The organism is Dictyoglomus sp., assembly GCA_025060475.1.
Lineage (GTDB): Bacteria > Dictyoglomota > Dictyoglomia > Dictyoglomales > Dictyoglomaceae > NZ13-RE01.
In genome coordinates this window covers 114,778-134,720 of sequence record JANXBZ010000001.1, presented here as the reverse complement: position 1 = coordinate 134,720, position 19,943 = coordinate 114,778, and the positions used below count along the sequence as shown (strand labels likewise).

Below are 19,943 nucleotides of genomic sequence, written 5' to 3'. Positions count from 1 at the left end.
CTTATGAAGAAGATTTTATCTTCTGATTTTGTTGAAGATGAGTCTTTAAGAAAAAGCCTTAATTTTGTAATATTAGGTGTATGCTTTGGAATTGTATTCTTTAATACCACTGTTGGTACACCAATTGCAGGTTTTGCAAAGGAACTTGGTTTTGGAGATTTACTTTATGCCATAATGTTAGCTTTACCCGTTTTAGGAGGAGCTATTCAACTTTATGCTTCAATGGTCTTGGAAAGGACAAAAAAAAGAAAACTAATTTTTCTTATTAGTGGTTTTCTTAATAGAGTTCCCTGGTTTTTTATTGCTATATTACCTTTGATTATTTCTAATAGAGTTATTCTTTTTTATTTTATTGTTTTCTTTCTTATTCTGAGTGCTCTAGGAGGAGCTTTTCTCAATGTTTCCTTTATGTCATGGATGGGGGATTTAGTTCCCTTAGAGATTAGAGGAAGATTTTTTAGTCAGAGAAGTATGTTGGCAACGATATCTTCTTTTGTTAGTGGATTAATTATCGGAAAGTTTTTGGATACAATTCCTGGAATTATAGGTTTTTCAATAGTATTTGTGTTTTCAACAATTTTAGGTATTCTTGATATTGCTTGTTTTTTTAAGGTTTATGATCCTCCAATGAGGGGTAATTTTGAGTTTAAGGAAAAATTAACTTCAATGTTTAAAAGGGTTCTAACTCATCCTAAATTCTCAAAGTTTTTAATTTTTGCAGTAATTTTTCAGTTTTCATTAAATATTGCTGGTCCATTCTTTAATATTTACATGATAAAGTATTTAAAAATGAGTTTTTTTGATATAGCTTTATATGTTCAATTGATTAATAATATAACTATAATTTTTTTTGTTAGAATATGGGGGAAGATCATAGATAAGTTTGGCAATAAACCTGTTCTCTTAGTTTCGATTACTGTAATATCTTTTTTACCTTTTTTTTGGTGTTTTACATCGCCTAATAATTGGTTATTTATTGTAATTCTAATTCAAATATTAGCAGGAATTTTTTGGCCTGCAGTGGATTTAGGTTATAACAATTTAGCTTTGAATCTTTCGCCTGATGAACACAGATCTTTTTACATAGCTGTATTAAATTTATTTGTGTCTAGTTTAGGTATTGCCTTAGCATATGTTCTCGGAGGATTTATAATAGAAAATATTTCTCCTTTAATAAATCTTTATTTAAAGAATAATTTTAATATATCTCTCGTTGAATATCATTACATTTTTATATTTTCAGGAATATTGAGATTTATTTCATCGAGATTTTTAACTAAAGTAGAAGAAGATAGAGCTTATTCTTTAAAAGAATTAAAAAATGACGTTATAAAGAAAGTAAAGAAGGGAGAAAATTAGTCCATGATGAAAGGTATCAATGAAATTCTTCGAAACGCTTATGAAGAAGAAATGAAAAAGTTCATACAAGATCTTTACTTGGTTTTCCAGAAAGTGAGTTATAAAGGAGGATTATTTGTGACAGACTTCCTTAATCCATATGAACAACATTATTTTCAGGAGGTAAGCTATTTATTTAAAAATTTATTTGTTAGATTAGAAGGAGGAATTCCTCTTTGTGAGAGGAAAAGAGGTTTTATAACAGACAATAAAGACTTGTTAGATTATATTGATTTAGAAAAATATTTCTTAGGTATAGAGCTCATATCAAAAGAAAAAATTTCTCCATTTTATATAAAGAAAAATTTAACTCAAAAAGGAATTGATGAAAAAAAACTAGGAGATATTTGGATTTTAGAAAGTAAAATACAATTTATATGTGAAAAGGAAATTGAGAAAAATTTAGAGAATGTTTTAAGAGATTTAAATATAGAATTTTATTTTTTATCTTTAAATAATTTGATTCCAAAAAAGAGTGTGAAGATTTTAAAAACTGTAGAGGCTTCTTTGAGGCTTGATGCAATAGTGAGTTTTGCTTTTAATATTTCACGTACTCGGGTGCAAGAAATTATAAAAAATGGTGCGGTTACAGTAAATAATAAAAATGTTACTTATCCTTACTATGAAATAAAAGAGCAAGATTTAGTTTCTGTTAAAAATTTGGGATATTTTAAGATAAGAACTTTAAAAAAAACTAGCAAAGGGAAATTCCAAATTGAAATTGAAAAATACTAAATCTCACTAAATACTTTTTCAAGAATTCTTATTGCTTCGTCTACTTCAAGTTTAGTAATTATTAAAGGAGGTAAAAATCTTAATATATTTTCTCCTACACAATTTATTAATAATCCATTTCTTTGGCATCTTTCTACAATTTTTCTTCCATCAATAGAAAGCTCCATTCCTAACATGAGACCTAAGCCTCTTACTTCTTTTATAAATGTAAATTTATTAGTAAGTTCTATTAATTTTTCTTTAAGATAGTTTCCAATACTTTCCACATGTTCAAGAATTCCATTTTTGAAGATATAATTTAGGGTTGCAATTCCTGCAGAACAGGCTAATGGATTCCCTCCAAAGGTGGATGCATGATCTCCAGGAGAAAATGTGTTAGAACATTTTTTATTTGCAACCATAGCACCAATAGGAAAACCTCCTCCTAAGGCTTTTGCTAAGGTAATAATATCAGGTTCAATATCGAAATGTTGATAAGCTAAGAACTTTCCTGTTCTTCCGATTCCGCATTGTACTTCATCAAAAATTAAAAGAGCATTATATTTATCACAAAGTTCCCTTGCAGTTCTTAAAAATTCCTTTTCTGCTACATATATTCCTCCTTCTCCTTGAATAGGTTCTAGTATTACAGCACATGTTTTTTCATTTATATTTTCATAGAGAGCAGAAATGTCATTAAAAGTAATATATTTAAATCCTTGAGGAAGAGGTTCAAAACCCCTTTGATACTTCGGTTGACCTGTGGCTGTAATGGTAGCTAAAGTTCTTCCATGAAAAGACCTATAGGCGGATATTATCTCGTACTTATCTTCTCCTCCATGAAGTTTACCATATTTCCTTGCAAGTTTTATTGCAGCTTCATTGGCTTCAGCACCACTATTACAGAAAAATACTTTATCTCCACAGGAGTTCTCAACTATAATTTTTGCAAGTTCTCCTTGTGGTTCTATATAATACAAATTTGAAATATGCATAAGCTTTTGGGTTTGAGATATTATTGCAGATATAAGCTCGTCATTACAATGTCCTAGGGAACATACTGCTATACCTGCTACAAAATCGAGATATTCATTACCTTCAGCATCCCAAACCTTTGCTCCTTTTCCTCTTACAATTGCTATAGGTAGTCTGTTATAGGTGTTCATCACATATTTTTGAGTAAGTTCTATGATTTCTTTTGTATTCATATCTTTTCCTCCTCTATGGAACTATCATAGTACCAATTCCTTCGTCGGTAAATATTTCCAAGAGTAATGAATGGGGAACTCTTCCGTCTATTATGTGAGCAGAGGTTACACCACTTTTTACTGCATTTATACAACATTCTATTTTTGGTATCATTCCTCCTTCTACAGTTCCATCTTCAATTAGTCTTTTTGCTTCTTCTATTCTTATTAAAGATATTAAAGATTTTCTATCTTCTTTGTCCTTTAAAACTCCTTCTACATCTGTTAAAAGAATAAGTTTTTCAGCCTTCAAAGAAACTGCCAACTCTCCAGATGCTGTATCTGCATTTATATTATAAATTTCTCCATCCTCTCCAATTCCTAATGGTGCAATGACAGGTATGTAACCTTCTTTAATAAGAAGAAGAACAATCTCAGGATTCACATTTTTAATTTCTCCCACATATCCTAAGTCTACATTCTCTATAGACCCCTTGGAGTTTAGTATTCTTCCCATTTTTTTTACAGTATTAAACAATAAACCATCAATTCCTGAAATACCGCAAGCCTTTCCACCTATTTGATTTATTATACTTACAATTTCTTTATTAATTTTTCCTGCAAGAACCATAGAAACTATTTCCATAGTTTCCTTATCTGTTACTCTTAAGCCTCCTACAAATTCAGGTTTTAATCCTAATTTTTTTGATAAATCTGTTATTTCTGGTCCTCCTCCATGGACTATTACGGGATTTATTCCAATAAATTTCATGAGCACAATATCAGAAAGAATTGCTTTCTTAAGTTCATTATTTATCATGGCATGTCCACCATATTTTATGACTACTATTTTTCCATAAAATTTTTTGATATATGGAAGCGCTGTAATTAAAATTTTTGCTCTTTCCTTAACATCTTCAGGAATCATTTTTCATTCTCCTATGTTCTATATTTAGCATTTATCCTTATATACTCTTCGGTAAGATCACAACCCCAGGCAGTAGCGCAATAATCGCCAGATTTTAAATCTATTTTTATTTTTACAAAATTTCTTGATAACAAATTTGAAACTTCTTTTTCCTCAAAATCTATTCCGTTTCCATTTTTTACAATCAAAATCTCTCCAATATAAATATCCACTTTAAATGGATCAAAGTCAGAATCTGCATATCCAAGAGCACAAAGAATTCTTCCCCAATTTGCATCTTGTCCATATATAGCGCACTTTACTAAATTAGACGATACTACAGATTTTGCAAGAGCTCTAGCAGATTCTTTTGTTGATGCATTTATAACCTCGACTTCAATGAGTTTTGTTGCTCCTTCCCCATCTTTTGCAATTTCTTTTGCTAAATAGATACAAACTTCCTTTAATGTATTTTTAAATATTTCATAATTTTCATTTTCATCTATAATCTCATTATTTTTAGCTTTTCCATTTGCAATAATTAAAACAGTATCATTAGTGCTAGTATCTCTATCTACACTAATCATATTAAAAGTTTCCTCTACAACTTCCTTCAATGCTTTATCAAGAAGGAAAGAGGAAATTGATATATCTGTAAGGATAAATGAAAGCATAGTAGCAAGCTGGGGATGTATCATTCCTGAACCTTTAGCAATTCCTGTAAAAGTTATTTCTCTGTTATCTACAAAAATTGTTTTATTAATAAACTTAGGTCTTTTATCTGTAGTCATTATAGCTTCTTGAAAAGCTAATCCTCCCTTAGAAGATAAGTTCTCTATTGCAAGAGGAATTTTAGGAACTATCTTTTCTATAGGTAGAGGTTTACCAATTATTCCTGTAGATGCAAGTAATATATATTCTTCTGGAATATTTAAAAACTTAGATACTTTCTGTGAGATTAATAAAGCATCTTTTATTCCTCTTTCTCCTGTACATGCGTTAGCACTTCCACTGTTTGCAACTATTGCTTGAGCTATCCCATTTTTTACTCTTTCCATTGTTATTATTACAGGTACTGCTTTTACCTTGTTTTTGGTAAAAACTCCCGCACAACTTCCTGGAATTTCAGAAAAAACTATTCCAAAATCTCTTTTTTCACTTTTTTCCTTTATTCCGCAATGGATACCACTTGCTAAAAATCCTATTGGAAGTTTTATCTCTTCCAAAGAGTTGTTCCTCCTTTACGGATAAAAACTTACATTTTTTAGACCTTCATCTTCTTCAAACCCAAATATTATGTTCATATTTTGTACTGCCTGTCCAGAAGCTCCTTTTATTAGATTATCTATAACAGAAACAATAATTATTCTATCTGTTCTTTTGTCTATTGCAAAACCTATATCACAAAAATTAGTGCCTAAAACATTTTTCGTGTTAGGTAATATTTCTTTAGGTAGAATTCTTATAAATCTTTCATTTTTGTAAAAGCTTTTGTATATCTCTAGAATCTCTTCATATGAAGCTTTCTTTTTTAATTTGCCATAAATAGTACTTAGGATTCCTCGATTAATTGGAATAAGATGGGGGGTAAAAGAAATTTTTATCTCCTTTTTTGCAATATTACTTAATTCTTGTTCTATCTCAGGAACATGGCGGTGATTTAGAATATTATAGGCTTTTATATTTTCGTTAACTTCACAGAAATGGGTATTTAAGGAAAGAGATCTTCCTGCTCCAGATACGCCAGATTTTGAGTCTATGATTATATTTTCTTCTTCTATTAGGTTTTCTTTTAGCAAAGGATAAAGAGCTAAAACAATACTTGTAGGATAACATCCAGGATTTGCAATAATTTTTGATTTTTTAATCTTATCTCTATAAACTTCAGGGAGACCATAAACTGCATAAGGTAATAATTCTTTTGCTGTATGTTCTATTTTATACCATTCTTCATATATTTGGGGATCTTTTATTCTAAAATCCGCTCCTAAGTCTATTATAACTTTATCTTTTTCAAATGCCTCTTTTGCAATATTCATAGCATGTCCATGGGGAAGAGCTGTGAATATACAATCAGATTTCTCTACTATTTCTTCTGTTTTTTCTTCTTCACAAATGTGATCTAATAATCCGTAAAAATGAGGATAAACCTCTGAAAAGGGCTTCCCAACATAACTTTGAGAAGTCAAGAATATAATATCCACCTTAGGATGAGACTTTAAAATCCTAACAAGTTCTACTCCAGTATATCCTGTTGATCCTAATACACTTACTTTTACTTTCATTCTTATACTTACCTTATAACAACGTTGAAAATTAATTAAGAATTTTACTCCTAATTATAGATAAAATCAATTTATTTTTTCCAATATTCTATTTTTGCCCCTTCTTTGAAACCAAACTTTTTAAAGAATCCCATCTTAACTTCTAAGGCATATCTATAAGGTTTAGGACTGTAGTAAATCTTACATTCCTTCTCATTGCAGGGATACATCTTTTGGATATTAAATATAGTTTTATTAGAATCAATAAAAGCTATTTCTAATGGAATATATGTATTTTTCATCCAAAATCCATAGTTTACATCTTCTTTAAAGACAAAAAGCATTCCAAAGTTCCAAGGAATATTTCTTCTAAACATTAACCCAAAGGAATGGAGCTCTTCTCTATCTGCAATTTCGATTGGAATTTCTAAACTTTTATTTTGCTGATAAATTTTTAGAATCCCTTTAGGAAAATTTGGAATTTGGGGAGTATTTGTTCCCTTAGCTATGAATATAATAAAAATATAAAACAAAAGAATAAATATAACCGTTTTTTTCATGTTAATCTCCTCTATAAATCTTAATGTTATAATTATACTAAAAAAAATATGCAAAGAAAATTTGCTGATCTTCCATTACATTCTGGAAAAGCTCCTCCTTGGCTTTTTCAAAGAATGAAAAAGCTTTCCAGAGAAATCATACTTCTTTTTGCTATTGAAGGAAGAATAAATGATTTTATAAGAAAGTTAGCTGATCCTTATTGGTTTCAAGCTTTAGGATGTATATTAGGATTTGATTGGCATTCTTCAGGACTAACCACTACTACTGGAGGAGCATTAAAGGAAGGTTTAGGAGAATTATGTGAAGAATTGGGACTATTTATAGTTGGAGGAAAAGGAAAGACTGCTCTAAAAACTCCTGAGGAAATAAGAAATATTGCTGATAAAATAGGATTTGACGCGGAGAAATGGATAAATATAAGTAGATTGGTGGCGAGAATTGACAATAATGCTTTGCAAGATGGATATCAGCTTTATCATCATCTTTTAGTTTTTACAAAGGATGGAAATTGGTGTGTAATACAACAAGGAATGAATGAAGAAACTGGATATGCAAGAAGATATCACTGGCTTGGAGAGGAAATTAAAAGTTTTGTAGAGGATCCTCATAAAGGAATAATTTCAGAGAGAATAGAAAAAATTGTCTTAAATTTAGTAGCAAAAGAGAGTAAACCAGCTCAAGAAGTAATTACTTCTCTAACTTCGGAAAATCCTAGCACAGTTTTGTCTTTATGGGAAAAAACGTCTTTAATTCTTCCTTCATATCATCCTATTACTATTAAAGAAATTAGACCTGAAAATTTAAAATCCATTCTTTTAAAAACCTATGAAAATCCACCGAAGACCTTTCAAGAATTATTATTATATGAAGGTGTTGGAGCAAAAACTTTAAGGGCTTTAGCATTAATAAGTGAATTGATTTATGGAAAACCTGGAAGTTTTAAAGATCCTGCAAGATTTAGCTTTGCTCATGGAGGAAAAGATGGTTATCCCTATCCTGTTGACAGAAAAGTTTACGACAATTCTATTAATATTTTAGAAAAAGCAATTAAAAAAGCTCAGTTAGGAAGAAAAGAAGAAATTGAGGCTTTAAAAAAATTATCTTTCTTCTTTAAACTTTAGCCAACCTATCTTACTATAATGATGAGCAAGCCTTATAGGTTCTGGAAGTCTATATTTTATTGAGGTTTTTAAAACAATATGCATAGCAGTTTCAAAAGAAATTCTGTGTCCAGGAGATATAAAAAGAGGTTTTGTATTATTTTTTGTTCTTAAAACAATTCCTATTTTCCTATTTTTATAATATATGGGTTCCCAATCTCCTTTATTCAATCCTGGTTCTATAAATTTTCCTATTAATGGTTTTTTAGCACAACCAATTGTGGGAATATCTAAAACTACCCCAATATGAGATGCTATTCCTAAATTCCTTGGATGGGCGTATCCCTGGCCATCTATTATGAGAATGTCAGGTTTAGTTTTTAACTTAAGCCAAGAATTTATTATTACTAACCCTTCTCGAAAACTTAAGAAGGTTGGAATATATGAAAAAGCTTCATTATGAAAATCAAAGGATATTTCTACTATATTTAGAGTTTTAAAATCTAATACTACAATAACTCCTAATATTTTCTTTTCCTTCTCTGAATAAGAAGTGTCAGCTCCTCCTATAAGATCAATCTTTTCAAATGTATCTCTAAGGATTATTTTACTTGCTAAGAATTTTTGAAGCTTCTTAGCCTCTTTTATGTTTCTAAATTCAAAGTACTTTTTATAATCCAACAATTTCAATAGCTCCCCACGAGATGTCTTCTTTTCCATTAGGAACTCGTCCTAAAATTTCTAAAAATTTTTTAAAGATTTCTACTTTTTGTTGAGATAAATAAAGACATGTAAAAAATCTCAATGTGTCTCTTGGAATTAGAATATATTTTTCATTCCTTTTTTCGACTTTTTTCAATCCAAAGCTTACCTGATAATTCCCAATGGAAAAATTTCTTAAATCTCTTATTCCTTGAAGGATAAGCCAGAAATCTTCTATTGTTAAGTATTTTCTGACAATTAATCCTGGAGATAGTTTTTCCTCTTCTTCTGGAAGATTTTTGTCTTTAGTTATGATAATCTTAGAGTAAGCATGATAGAGTTTAATTTTATTGGGAATAAGAAAAGATGTAAGGTATATATTAAAATCTAAATTTTTATCTTTATTTTTAATTACTTTTGTAATAATTTCTTCTAATAGTCCAGGGATAATAAAATTAAATCCATTTTCTTTAGGGAAAAATTCTATAATTTTTCTTTCTTTTAAGACCGCAAAAGAAAAACAAATTTTTTCTCCCTTTCTTGCATCAAAATAATTTAAAGGTATTGCAAGTTCAAGTATATCCCTTACCTTGATATTGCTTCTTCTATCAATTAATCTCCATCTTTCCTCCCCTATGGCTTTCCACAGTTCGTATTCTTTCCCATTTTTTATTCTTATATTTAAAGCTAGGGGATATCCTAAAATTCTCTTTTCTTCTCTTGCATAAATATTTCTTGCAGTTTCTTGGGGATGGGAGAAATAGAAATCAATATAGAATTCTTGATTAAAAAATTCTAAAGGAGAAATGCTTAAGTCAATTCTTAGGTAAAGATTATTCAAATCGTAGGCGTAATAAATTCCTTTAATAATTCTTCCATCTCCCTTTATCAGATTCAAAGAACAATATTTCCATTCCTCATCATTAGTTATAATCCCATCAATATTAGGAGTTATAATCAAGGGCTCTTTCTCAATCCATATAGGTTTTTTAATTACTATAGGAACACTAAGAAAAGAAGGTGGATCTTCTTTAAGAGATAAATAGACATTTTTCAAATGTAGTCTAAATATGTAATCAAAAATCTCATCTCTTCCTGAGTCTTGATCATCTCCAAACCACCAAAACCAATCACTTCCTTCTCCTGCATATAACGAAATCCAATCCAATTTATTTTTTATTTCAGGATTTTTCCTAATTTTATCTTCGATAAAATCTCTCACTATTCTTAGGTAATTCCAAGCAATATTTTCTTCTTTTTCTCCTATCCATGTAGTTAAATTTCCTTCTATCCAAGAGCCTGTATGTAAATAGTATAGTTCGTCTCTTGGAGGAAATCTTTCAAGATACTCGCTTACCTTTATAGTTTCAATTTCATGGGTTTCTGATAATAAAGTATAAAGATTTCTTAAAAAATCTCTTCCATCATTATCATAATACTCCCAGCAATTTTCCCCATCTAAAGCTATAGTTAAAAGATAGGGATAATCTGAGGGTAATTTTTTCTTTATATTTAGAATTCTATTATAAAAATCCATTACCGCATCTTTAGAGGAGTAGTGCATATAAACAAATCCAATCTTGTCTGAAAGAAAAGCATCTCTAAATATCATGTATATAGATTTACCCTTTATATTGATCTTGTAGGGTTTATATAGTATATTGGGTTCTATAATATATCCATCTGGATCTCTTATAAGTTCTTTATTTACGCTTTTAAACAATATTTTTTCGTCACTTATTAGCCATTTAATATTTAAATCTGCAGAAATTTCAACAATTTCAGGACTCACTGCTTGCTCAGAAGGCCACATGCCTTTAGGATATCTATCAAAATGTTTTTGAAAGAATTCTATTCCTAATCTAATTTGCTCCCTTGCATCTTGAGGATAACAAAAAGGAAAAGATGGTAACAAAATATCTGGGGTAGATATTTTGGCAGAATTAGTATCGCAAATTAAAGGTAATATTGGATGAAAGAATGGGGAAAAAATGATCTCAATTTGTTCTTTATCTTGTAATTCTTTATATAAAGGAATAATTTTCTCCATGATTTCCCATTGCTTTTTAATAACCTCATATTTTTCTCCTTCAGAATAAAATTTGCCTTTTTTCCATAGATTTTTTAAAAATTCATCTTTTTCTCTATATTCCGGATCAAACCAACAAAGATTATAAAGAACCTGAAGATCTAAGAAGTCTTGAACATTATATTTTTCTCTTTTCTGCTTTTTTTCCCATAATTCTCTATATCTTGGATGTATTAATGCCATTTTTTCTAAATTAAGCCAAAAAAATTTATCAAGAATAAATTCCTTATCTTCTTCAGATAAATCTCCTGCTGGAATAAGAGTTTTTTCAAGCCACAAATCTTTTGCATTGTTATATATGTAATCTTCTAATTGAAGGATTAGAGAAGGAACAAGATTAAAAGTTTGCTTTATTTTGGGAAAGTCTTTAAGAATACTTACCATATTATAGTAATTTTTAATAGCATGAAGCCTTACCCAAGGAAAAAGATATATATTTTTTTGTTTATCCTTGTAATAAGGTTGATGCATATGCCAAACAAAAGCTAAGTAAATCTTATCTGCCATATTTTTTCTCCTTAATTAAATATAATTTTTCAACTTTCCTAAATATTATAACTCAATTTATAATTTTTCATTGACACTTAAATTTAGTAGGATTATATTTAAAAAACAGAGTGAAAGTTATCATTAAAGAAAGGAGGGAGAAAGCCTAAAACTGTATGAGTACAAAAGAAGGAGAGCAAGTTCCAAGGCGTGATTTTCATAAAAACTTAGAGAAAGGAGAAAAAAAACAATGGAGCTTATCAGGTTTTCTCCCAACTTTGGTTTTAAATTATCAAGAGAAGGAGACCAGAAATTATGAAAAGACTAGAGTGGTCTCCTATATCCTATCGAAAATTTTCCATTGGAGATATATTAATACTTCTTTTTATTGGAAGTATCATATATGCTATATCATCTTTAAATACTTACTATACAAGACCTTCTGAACCTTTATCTTTCGATCTTTCTCCATCTAAACTTCCCCTTTATTCTCTATATTCCTTATTAAGAGTATTTTTTGCCTATATTCTAGCCTTTATATTTACTCTAATTTACGGTTATACTGCAGCATATAATAAAAAATTAGAGAAAATTCTTATTCCTTTATTAGACATTCTACAATCCATACCTGTTTTATCCTTTTTGCCTCCTGTTTTTATGGCAGTGTTAGCACTTTTTCCTGGTTCTAGAATAGGTTTAGAAATTACCTCGATAATTTTAATTTTTACTGGTCAAGTTTGGAATATGGTCTTTAGTTTCTATCAATCTTTAATTTCAATTCCTAAAGATTTGAGAGAAGCTGCAAAAATTATGAGACTTAACCCATGGCAAAGATTTTTACATTTGGAGCTTCCTTATTCGGCTATTGGACTCCTGTGGAATAGTATGATGTCTATAGCAGGTGGATGGTTTTTCTTAATGGCTTGTGAAATGTTTACAATTACTAATCAAGACTTTATACTTCCTGGCCTTGGCTCTTATCTTTCTTTTGCTTCTATGAATGGAGATATTTCAAGGATTTTATTAGGGCTTTTTGCTCTCATATTACTAATTATTCTCATTGATCAACTAATTTGGAGACCTTTAATTGCTTGGTCTCAGAAGTTTAAATTTGAATTTACTGAAAGTGAAGAAGGTTTCGAATCTACGATCCTTCTTTGGTATAGAAGATCTCAAATATTAAATTTTTTAAGAGACAATTTTAGTTCTCCTTTAAGGGAAAAGCTTAACCAATATTTCAATGAAAGATATAAAAAAATAAAAACTTCTTCTTTTTCTTCGAATATAGTAAAAATATTTAATGGTTTTATAATAGCCATAATAATTCTGTTAATTTTAAGAGGATTTATAGGTTTAGGATCTTTAATTTTAAAACTTCCTTTTGATAGTTGGAAAACTATTATATCATCTGCTTTGATTACTTTTTTGAGAGTATGTACTGCGGTTTTAATTGGTCTAATGTGGACTTTACCAATAGGAGTAAAAGTTGGAACAAATCCTAAATTATCTAAAATAATTCAACCTATTGTTCAAATTTTAGCATCAATTCCAGCTACAGCAATTTTTCCTATAATTCTGATATTTTTAATAAATATTTCAGGAGGACTCAATATTGCAAGTATTTTACTAATGTTATTAGGCACTCAATGGTATCTTCTTTTCAATATAATTGCAGGAGCAATGTCTATTCCAAAAGATCTTTTGGAAGTTTCCAATTTGATGAGAATGAAAAAATGGGAAAAATGGAAAAATTTAATTTTCCCCTGTATATTTCCATATCTTGTAACCGGTGGAATAACTGCTATGGGTGGAGCTTTTAACTCAAGTATTGTCTCTGAATATATAGTTTTTGGTAATAAAGTGATAAAAACAAAAGGACTTGGTGCATTAATTACAGAAGCTTCCTCTACAGGAAATAATGCTCTTCTTGCAGGTTCTACTTTGGTTATGGCTATTATGGTGGTTTTAATAAATAGATTCTTTTGGAAAAAATTGTTTAAATTGTCTGAGGAGAAATTCAGTCATCAGGGAGGTTAGTATGGAACTTCTGAGATTGGAAAATGTTTCTTTAAGTTTTAAATTTCCTGAGGGAGAAATAAAGGTTTTAGATAAAATAAATTTTAGTGTAGAAGAAGGAGAAATTGTCTCTCTTTTAGGTCCATCGGGCTCAGGAAAATCTACAATATTAAGAATAATCGCTGGTTTATTAAAACCTCAAGAGGGTAAAGTTTATTATAAAGGGGAAGAAATGAAAGATATAAATCCTGGAGTTGCTATGGTATTTCAAAACTTTGCTCTTTTTCCTTGGCTAACAGTCTTAGAAAATGTAGAATTAGGACTAAAGGCTCTAGGAATACCGCAAGAAATAAGAAGAGAGAAGGCTTTAAAGGCTATAGATTTAATAGGGCTTGATGGTTTCGAAAATGCCTATCCTAAAGAATTATCAGGGGGAATGAAACAAAGAGTAGGTTTTGCTCGGGCTTTAGTTATGGAACCTGATATACTTCTTCTGGACGAGCCTTTTTCTGCTCTTGATGTATTGACAGCAGAAAACTTAAGAAATGACCTGATAGAATTATGGATAGAGAAAAGAATTCCCACAAAAGCTATGATTCTCGTAACTCATAGTATTGAGGAAGCAGTATATATAGCGGATAGAGTTTTATTATTAAGTAAGGATCCAGGAAGAATAATAAAAGAAGTAGAAATAGAATTGCCTCATTGGAGAGATAAAAAATCTAAAGAGTTTTTAAATTTAGTTGATATGATTTACAGTTTTCTAACAGGAAAACCTATGGAAAAACTTGCTTTTCGAGAAAAGAAACATCTTTTCATTCCTCAAGCTGGAGTTGGAGCTATCACAGGATTAATAGAATTAGTAAATGATTTAGAGGGTCCTGTAGATATATATAAACTAGGAGAAGAATTATTGATGGATATAGAGGATTTATTACCTATAGTCGAAGCCTCAGAAATATTAGGTCTAGCAGAAGTTAAAGAAGGAGATTTTGTTCTTACGAATTCAGGCAAAAAGTTTGCAGAGGCAGATGTTTTAGAAAGAAAGGAAATATTTAAGGAATTGGCCCTTGAGAAGGTTCCTTTTATAAAACAAATAGTAAGAGTTTTACAGTCAAAATCAAATCATAAAGCACCCCGAGATTTTTTCCTTGATCTTCTTAAGCAGCATCTTTCTGCTCAAGAAGCAGAAAAACAATTAGATGTATTGATTGATTGGGGAAGATATGCTGAAATTTTTGAATATGATGATAATAAAGATGAGCTTTATCTACCAGAAGTTTTAAGTATGGAGAGAGAATCATGAATGAAGTAATATTAACTAGGATAAGATTTTTAATTACAATTCTCCTTTTTGCTTTTTTTATCTATTCTGGTGTTGTGTTTGACTCTTCTGAGATAAAACTATATTTTTTTCTTTTTTTTCTATATAATTTTCTTTTATTTTACTTTTTTAAAAGGAAAATTATAAAAGAATCCTTTATAATATCGCTTATTGATGAGATTTTTGTATTTTTTCTTTTTGCTCTTATAAGAGGAATGGAAACAAAATTTTTATTTTTAATGTTTTTTCCTGTAATAAAAGAGGTCATATTCAATAGATATATCTTTGCTTATCTTTTAAGTATTCTGTCTTGGTTTATTTTATTATGTTTTTCTTTGTTTATAACTCCATATATTACCCTTGAAATTTGCTTTTCTCTTCTTCCTTTTTCTTTTCTAATTCCCTATATTGGTATATACTATAAAAATGAGAAAGGAGGTTAAAATCTTTTGAAGAAAATTTTATTGACTGTTTTCCTAGTTATTTTACCTCTATTTGCTCAAGGAGGTTTTGTATATTTAATCCCTATAAAAGGCACTATAGATCTTGGTTTAGCCTCCTTTGTAGAAAGATGTATAAGAGAAAACTCCAATGCGAAAGCCTTTATATTTGAGATAGATACCTTTGGAGGCAGAGTTGATGCAGCTGTTAAAATAAGAGATGCTATTCTTAATACTTCAATTTTAACTATTGCCTTTATAAAAGATAGAGCCTGGTCTGCTGGAGCTTTAATTGCTATTTCTTGTGAAAAAATAGTAATGTCTCCATCGGGAAGTATAGGTTCTGCAGAGCCAAGACCTGCAGATGAGAAAACTATTTCTGCTTTGAGATCAGAATTTGAAAGTACTGCAGAAAGAAGAAAAAGGGATCCAAGAATTGCTGGAGGAATGGTTGATAAGACAATTGTAATTCCAAATCTTAAAAAAGAAGGTACAATTTTAAGTCTTTCTGCTAATCAAGCAAAGAAATGGAAATATGCTGATGTTATTTTAGAAGATTTAAATAGCTTGCTAAAATTTTATAAATTAGATAAGGAACCTCTAAAGAAATTGTATCCCACATGGTCTGAGAATTTAACAAGGTTTATAACTGACCCAACATTTTCAAGTATTCTTTTAACTGTGGGATTATTAAGTTTATACGTGGCCGTTTTAACACCGGGATTAGGATTTCCTGAACTTCTATCTCTTATATGTTTAGGATTATTCTTTGGAGGACATATCTTTGCAGGACTGGCTGGTTTTGAGCCTTTACTTCTTTTTATCTTAGGTTTAATTCTTTTATTTATTGAAATGCATACACCAGGATTTGGAATTGCGGGAATAGCTGGAAGTGCATCTATATTTTTCAGTATCTTCTGGCTTGTGAGTAGTTCAGGAACTACTTTTCAAGCGACATTGACTGCTCTTTTTTCTGTAGCATCTTTAATTATATTTTTGGCTTTCTATCTTCCTAAAAGTAAAGCTTGGAATAAATTAAGTATTCCAGAAGATCAAAAAAGAGATTTAGGATACATCGCAGTAAGAGAAAGAACTGATTTAATAGGAAAGAAAGGAAGGGCTCTTACTATGTTGAGACCTACTGGTTTTGCAGAAATAGAGGGAGAAAAATTAGAAGTTTATTCGGAATCTGAATATTTACCCCCAGAGACAGAGGTTATTGTTGTGAGAGTAGAGGGAAATAAAATTTTTGTAAGGAGGGTTTAACATGAATTTAGTATATGCATTGTTTATCTTTATATTAGTAATAATTTTCTTCTCCATATTTTTTACTTTTGTTCCTTTGGGACTTTGGATTTCTGCGTTGGCAGCAGGTGTATCTATAAGAATTTTTGATCTTATTGGTATGAGATTAAGAAGGGTTCCACCAGGAATAATAATAACATCAATGATAAAAGCTCATAAAGCAGGTTTAAATCTTACTTTGGATAAATTAGAAGCTCATTATCTTGCTGGTGGAAATGTAGACAGGGTTGTAAACGCTTTAATTGCAGCCCAGAGAGCAGGAATCCCTTTAAGTTTTGAAAAAGCAGCAGCTATTGACTTGGCAGGAAGAGATGTATTAGAAGCAGTTCAAATGAGTGTAAATCCAAAGGTTATTGAAACTCCAGTAGTTGCAGCAGTAGCGAAAGATGGTATTGAGTTGAAAGCAAAGGCAAGAGTGACAGTAAGGGCAAATATCGAAAGACTAGTGGGAGGAGCAGGAGAAGCAACAGTAATAGCAAGAGTAGGGGAAGGAATTGTTACAACTATTGGATCTGCGGAAAGTTATAAAGAGGTTTTAGAGAATCCTGATAGTATTTCAAGAACAGTTCTCGCAAAAGGATTAGATGCAGGAACTGCTTTTGAAATTGTTTCTATAGATATTGCAGATGTAGATGTAGGAAGTAATGTAGGAGCAAGATTAAAGAGTGATCAAGCAGAGGCTGATATGAGGATAGCGCAGGCTCAAGCGGAAAGTAGAAGGGCTTTAGCTATTGCTAGGGAACAAGAAATGAGAGCATTGACTCAGGAGATGAGAGCAAAAGTTATTGAGGCGGAAAGAGAGATTCCTCTCGCTATAGCTCAAGCCTTTAGAGAAGGAAAGCTTGGAGTTCTAGATTACTATACTTTAAAAAATATAATGGCAGATACTGCAATGAGAGAAGCCATAGCTCAATTGGGAAAAAAGACAGAGGAAGGTAGAGAATGATGGACTGGATATTTTGGGTATATATTCTTTTTGTAATCTTAATGGGTATAACTTCTGCAATAAAAGAGCTTCAAAAACAAAAGGTAAATATCCCTAAAAAGATTGAATTATATACTCAAGAAGAAAGATTAGAAAAAGGTGTTGAGGAGAAAGTAAAAAGAGAAATTCAAAAAGTAAGAATTGAGCCAAAGGATGCTAAAGAAACATTAACAGTAACTAAAAAGATAAAGTCTGAAGAAAAACCATTTATATTTTTGGAAAAAGATTTAAAAGAAAGATTGCCTGAAGCTATTATTCTTATGGAGATTTTAGGACCTCCAAAAGCTTTTCGAGGTTTTGGTCTACCTTATCGTCAAAAGTATCAATAATAACAAAATTTTCAAAGCCATAAATTTGAAAGAAAATTTCTACAAAATCTCTCTTTACTTTTATTAAAGGAAGAGAAATTTTTGTCTCTTCATATATTGAAGTGATTTTTTTATCTTTTAGACCACAAGGAATAATATAAGAAAAGGGAGTTAAATCGTTGGTTATATTTAAAGCAAAGCCATGAAAAGAGACCCCCGCTCTTACTGTCATACCAATAGAACAAATTTTCTTATCTTCTATCCAAACTCCAGGATATTTTTCTAGGATTTGAGAGTTTATTCCATATTTTTTTAAAAGTTTCTGAATTGATTCTTCCACAGAGAAGATTAGTTTTTTTATACTTTTTATCTTAAAAATAAAATATCCTATGAGTTGTCCAGGTCCATGGTAAGTTATATCTCCTCCCCTTTCAATTTTATAGAAATCTATTTTTAATCTTTCTAATTCTTCCCTTGATTTTAAAAGATTTTCCAATTTTCCAAATCTTCCTAAGGTTATTACTGGAGGATGCTCTAAAAGAATAAGAACATCTGGAATACATTCTTTTACTCTATAAGAATGGAGAAACTTTTGTAAGTCCCAAGCCTTTCTATATTCTAAACAGGGTAAATCTAAAACTTTTAAAATCAAGTCTTAGACTCTCCTTAAAGGGATACCTTTACTACTAACTTTTTCCAAGATTTTCTTATAACGAAGAAATAGAAATTTACAAGAGCTTTAAAGGTTATATCAAGTGCCATTGCAATCCATGCGCCAGGAAAGCCTACTTTCATTATATTTATAAAAAAATATGTAAGCGGAATTCTAATGAGCCACATTCCCAAGCCATTGGAAATCATAGGGAGTTTTGACATCCCAGATCCTCTTAGAGAACCTGCCATAACCATATTAGTAGCTAATAAGGGCTGTATAAAAGCAATAATCTTTAGTGCTAAAACTGCCATATTTATAACATCTTTTTCTCTACTGAATATCTTTACTAAATATACAGGAAACAAAAATAAAGTTACTCCTATTATTCCCATAAAAGTTACAGCAATTTTCCAGGCTTCTAGAGAAGCTTTGTAGGCATTATCATCTTCTTTAGCTCCTCTAAATTGTCCCACAAGAGTTGTTACGGCAACAGCAAAAGCAAACCCTGGCTGAAAAGATAAAGATTCAATATTTAATGCAATTCTATGTGCAGCATAGGCCTTTGTGCCTAATTGAAGAACAATTGTAGCATAAATTAAAGCTCCAATTGAAAAAAATAATTGCTCTAGAGAAGTAGGAATTCCTATTTTTAATATTTGAAACATTTTTTCCTTTTGAAGATTTAATATTTCCATAAGTCGAAAATTAAATAGGGAACTTTTGTGATATAAAATAATAAAAAGATAGATTAAAGCAATAAATCTTGATAGAGAAGAAGCTAATGCAGCACCAGCAACTCCCATAGCAGGAAAACCTAGTTTTCCGAAGACTAAAACGTAATCTCCAAATATGTTTAAAATATTAGCCACTATAGTCACATATAAAGGTGTCTTTGTATCTCCTGCCCCTCTTAAACCAGCGGAAATTATAGGGATAAAAACGAGGAGAAATCCAGGAATTAGTATGTATTTAAGATACATAGACGTAAGCCTTGCTAAACTTTCTTTAGCTCCTAAAAGAGATAAAAAAGGATCTATAAAAAAAAGTCCAAAGAGAAACAAGAATGTTGATAAAACTATTCCAAGAGATAGTGAATTTCTAAGATAATCTTGAGCAGCTTTGTACTTTTTAGCCCCAATGCTGTGAGCTATCATTACTAAAGTTCCTGTAGTTAGAGAGGCTAATATAGCTATGAATATATTGACTATTTGACCTCCTAATCCAACAGCTGAGAGAGCAACATTTCCTAAGAATCCTACAAAAAACATATCTACAAAACTGAATAAGAGTTGAAAGATGTTTTCTATAAAAACAGGAATAGCAAGATTTAATAACCTTTTTCTTATATTTATATCTCCATTATTCCATAAATCCAAAACTTTCATCTTAAAAACCTCTATGAATATTTTTAACAAAAAGAGGCGACTGGGAGAGTTCCTTTTTTCCCAGCCGCCTATAAGGAGGGGGGTGTAGTTTATTATAAATCGAAGAATATTTTTATG

Annotated in this window: 18 protein-coding genes; 9 read left to right on the top strand and 9 right to left on the bottom strand. The window is 30.3% G+C overall.

Features of this window, described 5'->3' with window-relative positions; translation table 11 throughout:
• The first annotated feature begins 3 nt into the window (after positions 1-3).
• Together NZ841_00700 and NZ841_00695 are read left to right on the top strand one after the other, a co-directional pair.
• Entirely contained in the window at positions 4-1,359 is a 1,356-nt protein-coding gene (locus NZ841_00700; GenBank protein MCS7201285.1) for an MFS transporter, read from the top strand.
• A gap of 3 nt (positions 1,360-1,362) precedes the next feature.
• Complete coding sequence (locus tag NZ841_00695) at positions 1,363-2,133, top strand: S4 domain-containing protein (protein MCS7201284.1); 771 nt, start codon at positions 1,363-1,365, stop codon at positions 2,131-2,133.
• Here NZ841_00695 and NZ841_00690 read toward each other — a convergent pair.
• From NZ841_00690 to NZ841_00670, 5 genes are all read right to left on the bottom strand, one after another.
• Positions 2,130-3,320 (bottom strand): acetylornithine transaminase, encoded by a 1,191-nt coding sequence (locus tag NZ841_00690; protein MCS7201283.1) that lies wholly within the window; start codon positions 3,318-3,320, stop codon positions 2,130-2,132. The two genes, NZ841_00695 and NZ841_00690, sit on opposite strands and share 4 nt — an antisense overlap.
• A 13-nt stretch (positions 3,321-3,333) precedes the next feature.
• Entirely contained in the window at positions 3,334-4,227 is an 894-nt protein-coding gene (gene argB / locus NZ841_00685; protein ID MCS7201282.1) for an acetylglutamate kinase, read from the bottom strand.
• 11 nt (positions 4,228-4,238) lie between these two features.
• Entirely contained in the window at positions 4,239-5,432 is a 1,194-nt protein-coding gene (argJ, locus tag NZ841_00680; GenBank protein ID MCS7201281.1) for a bifunctional glutamate N-acetyltransferase/amino-acid acetyltransferase ArgJ, read from the bottom strand.
• 15 nt (positions 5,433-5,447) lie between these two features.
• Positions 5,448-6,491, bottom strand: a complete 1,044-nt coding sequence (gene argC, locus NZ841_00675; GenBank protein ID MCS7201280.1) for an N-acetyl-gamma-glutamyl-phosphate reductase — start codon at positions 6,489-6,491, stop codon at positions 5,448-5,450.
• A gap of 71 nt (positions 6,492-6,562) precedes the next feature.
• Positions 6,563-7,030, bottom strand: coding sequence for a DUF192 domain-containing protein (locus NZ841_00670; GenBank protein MCS7201279.1), 468 nt, complete (start codon positions 7,028-7,030; stop codon positions 6,563-6,565).
• Between the two features lie 48 nt (positions 7,031-7,078).
• Here NZ841_00670 and NZ841_00665 point away from each other — a divergent pair, with 48 nt between their 5' ends.
• Positions 7,079-8,152, top strand: coding sequence for a DUF763 domain-containing protein (locus tag NZ841_00665; protein ID MCS7201278.1), 1,074 nt, complete (start codon positions 7,079-7,081; stop codon positions 8,150-8,152).
• Here NZ841_00665 and nfi read toward each other — a convergent pair.
• The gene (nfi, locus tag NZ841_00660) at positions 8,129-8,851 is read right to left on the bottom strand and encodes a deoxyribonuclease V (GenBank protein ID MCS7201277.1); all 723 of its coding nucleotides are present in this window, start codon (positions 8,849-8,851) and stop codon (positions 8,129-8,131) included. The two genes, NZ841_00665 and nfi, sit on opposite strands and share 24 nt — an antisense overlap.
• A complete protein-coding gene (locus NZ841_00655) occupies positions 8,802-11,429 on the bottom strand; it encodes a glycoside hydrolase family 57 protein (protein MCS7201276.1) in 2,628 nt (875 codons plus the stop codon). Before NZ841_00655 ends, nfi begins: the two co-directional genes overlap by 50 nt.
• Before the next feature lie 294 nt (positions 11,430-11,723).
• Here NZ841_00655 and NZ841_00650 point away from each other — a divergent pair, with 294 nt between their 5' ends.
• From NZ841_00650 to NZ841_00625, 6 genes are read left to right on the top strand one after another with little or no spacing between them, the layout of a single operon-like run.
• Positions 11,724-13,445: an ABC transporter permease subunit gene (locus tag NZ841_00650; protein MCS7201275.1), complete on the top strand. Its 1,722-nt coding sequence runs from the start codon at positions 11,724-11,726 to the stop codon at positions 13,443-13,445.
• Position 13,446: 1 nt separating this feature from the next.
• The gene (locus tag NZ841_00645; protein MCS7201274.1) at positions 13,447-14,730 is read left to right on the top strand and encodes a nitrate/sulfonate/bicarbonate ABC transporter ATP-binding protein; all 1,284 of its coding nucleotides are present in this window, start codon (positions 13,447-13,449) and stop codon (positions 14,728-14,730) included.
• Positions 14,727-15,191 carry a hypothetical protein gene (locus NZ841_00640; GenBank protein MCS7201273.1) on the top strand — a complete coding sequence of 155 codons (465 nt, stop codon included), beginning with the start codon at positions 14,727-14,729 and terminating at the stop codon, positions 15,189-15,191. Before NZ841_00645 ends, NZ841_00640 begins: the two co-directional genes overlap by 4 nt.
• 6 nt (positions 15,192-15,197) lie before the next feature.
• A complete protein-coding gene (locus NZ841_00635) occupies positions 15,198-16,454 on the top strand; it encodes a hypothetical protein (protein ID MCS7201272.1) in 1,257 nt (418 codons plus the stop codon).
• 1 nt (position 16,455) lies between these two features.
• On the top strand, positions 16,456-17,439 hold the full coding sequence (floA, locus tag NZ841_00630) for a flotillin-like protein FloA (protein ID MCS7201271.1): 984 nt from the start codon (positions 16,456-16,458) through the stop codon (positions 17,437-17,439).
• Positions 17,436-17,807 carry a hypothetical protein gene (locus tag NZ841_00625; GenBank protein MCS7201270.1) on the top strand — a complete coding sequence of 124 codons (372 nt, stop codon included), beginning with the start codon at positions 17,436-17,438 and terminating at the stop codon, positions 17,805-17,807. The genes floA and NZ841_00625 overlap by 4 nt, the downstream gene beginning before the upstream one ends.
• On the opposite strand, the gene lipB is transcribed toward NZ841_00625, so the two are convergent.
• Complete coding sequence (gene lipB, locus NZ841_00620; GenBank protein MCS7201269.1) at positions 17,737-18,438, bottom strand: lipoyl(octanoyl) transferase LipB; 702 nt, start codon at positions 18,436-18,438, stop codon at positions 17,737-17,739. The genes NZ841_00625 and lipB overlap by 71 nt on opposite strands.
• A 14-nt stretch (positions 18,439-18,452) precedes the next feature.
• Positions 18,453-19,826, bottom strand: a complete 1,374-nt coding sequence (locus NZ841_00615) for an MATE family efflux transporter (protein MCS7201268.1) — start codon at positions 19,824-19,826, stop codon at positions 18,453-18,455.
• Between the last annotated feature and the right edge of the window lie 117 nt (positions 19,827-19,943).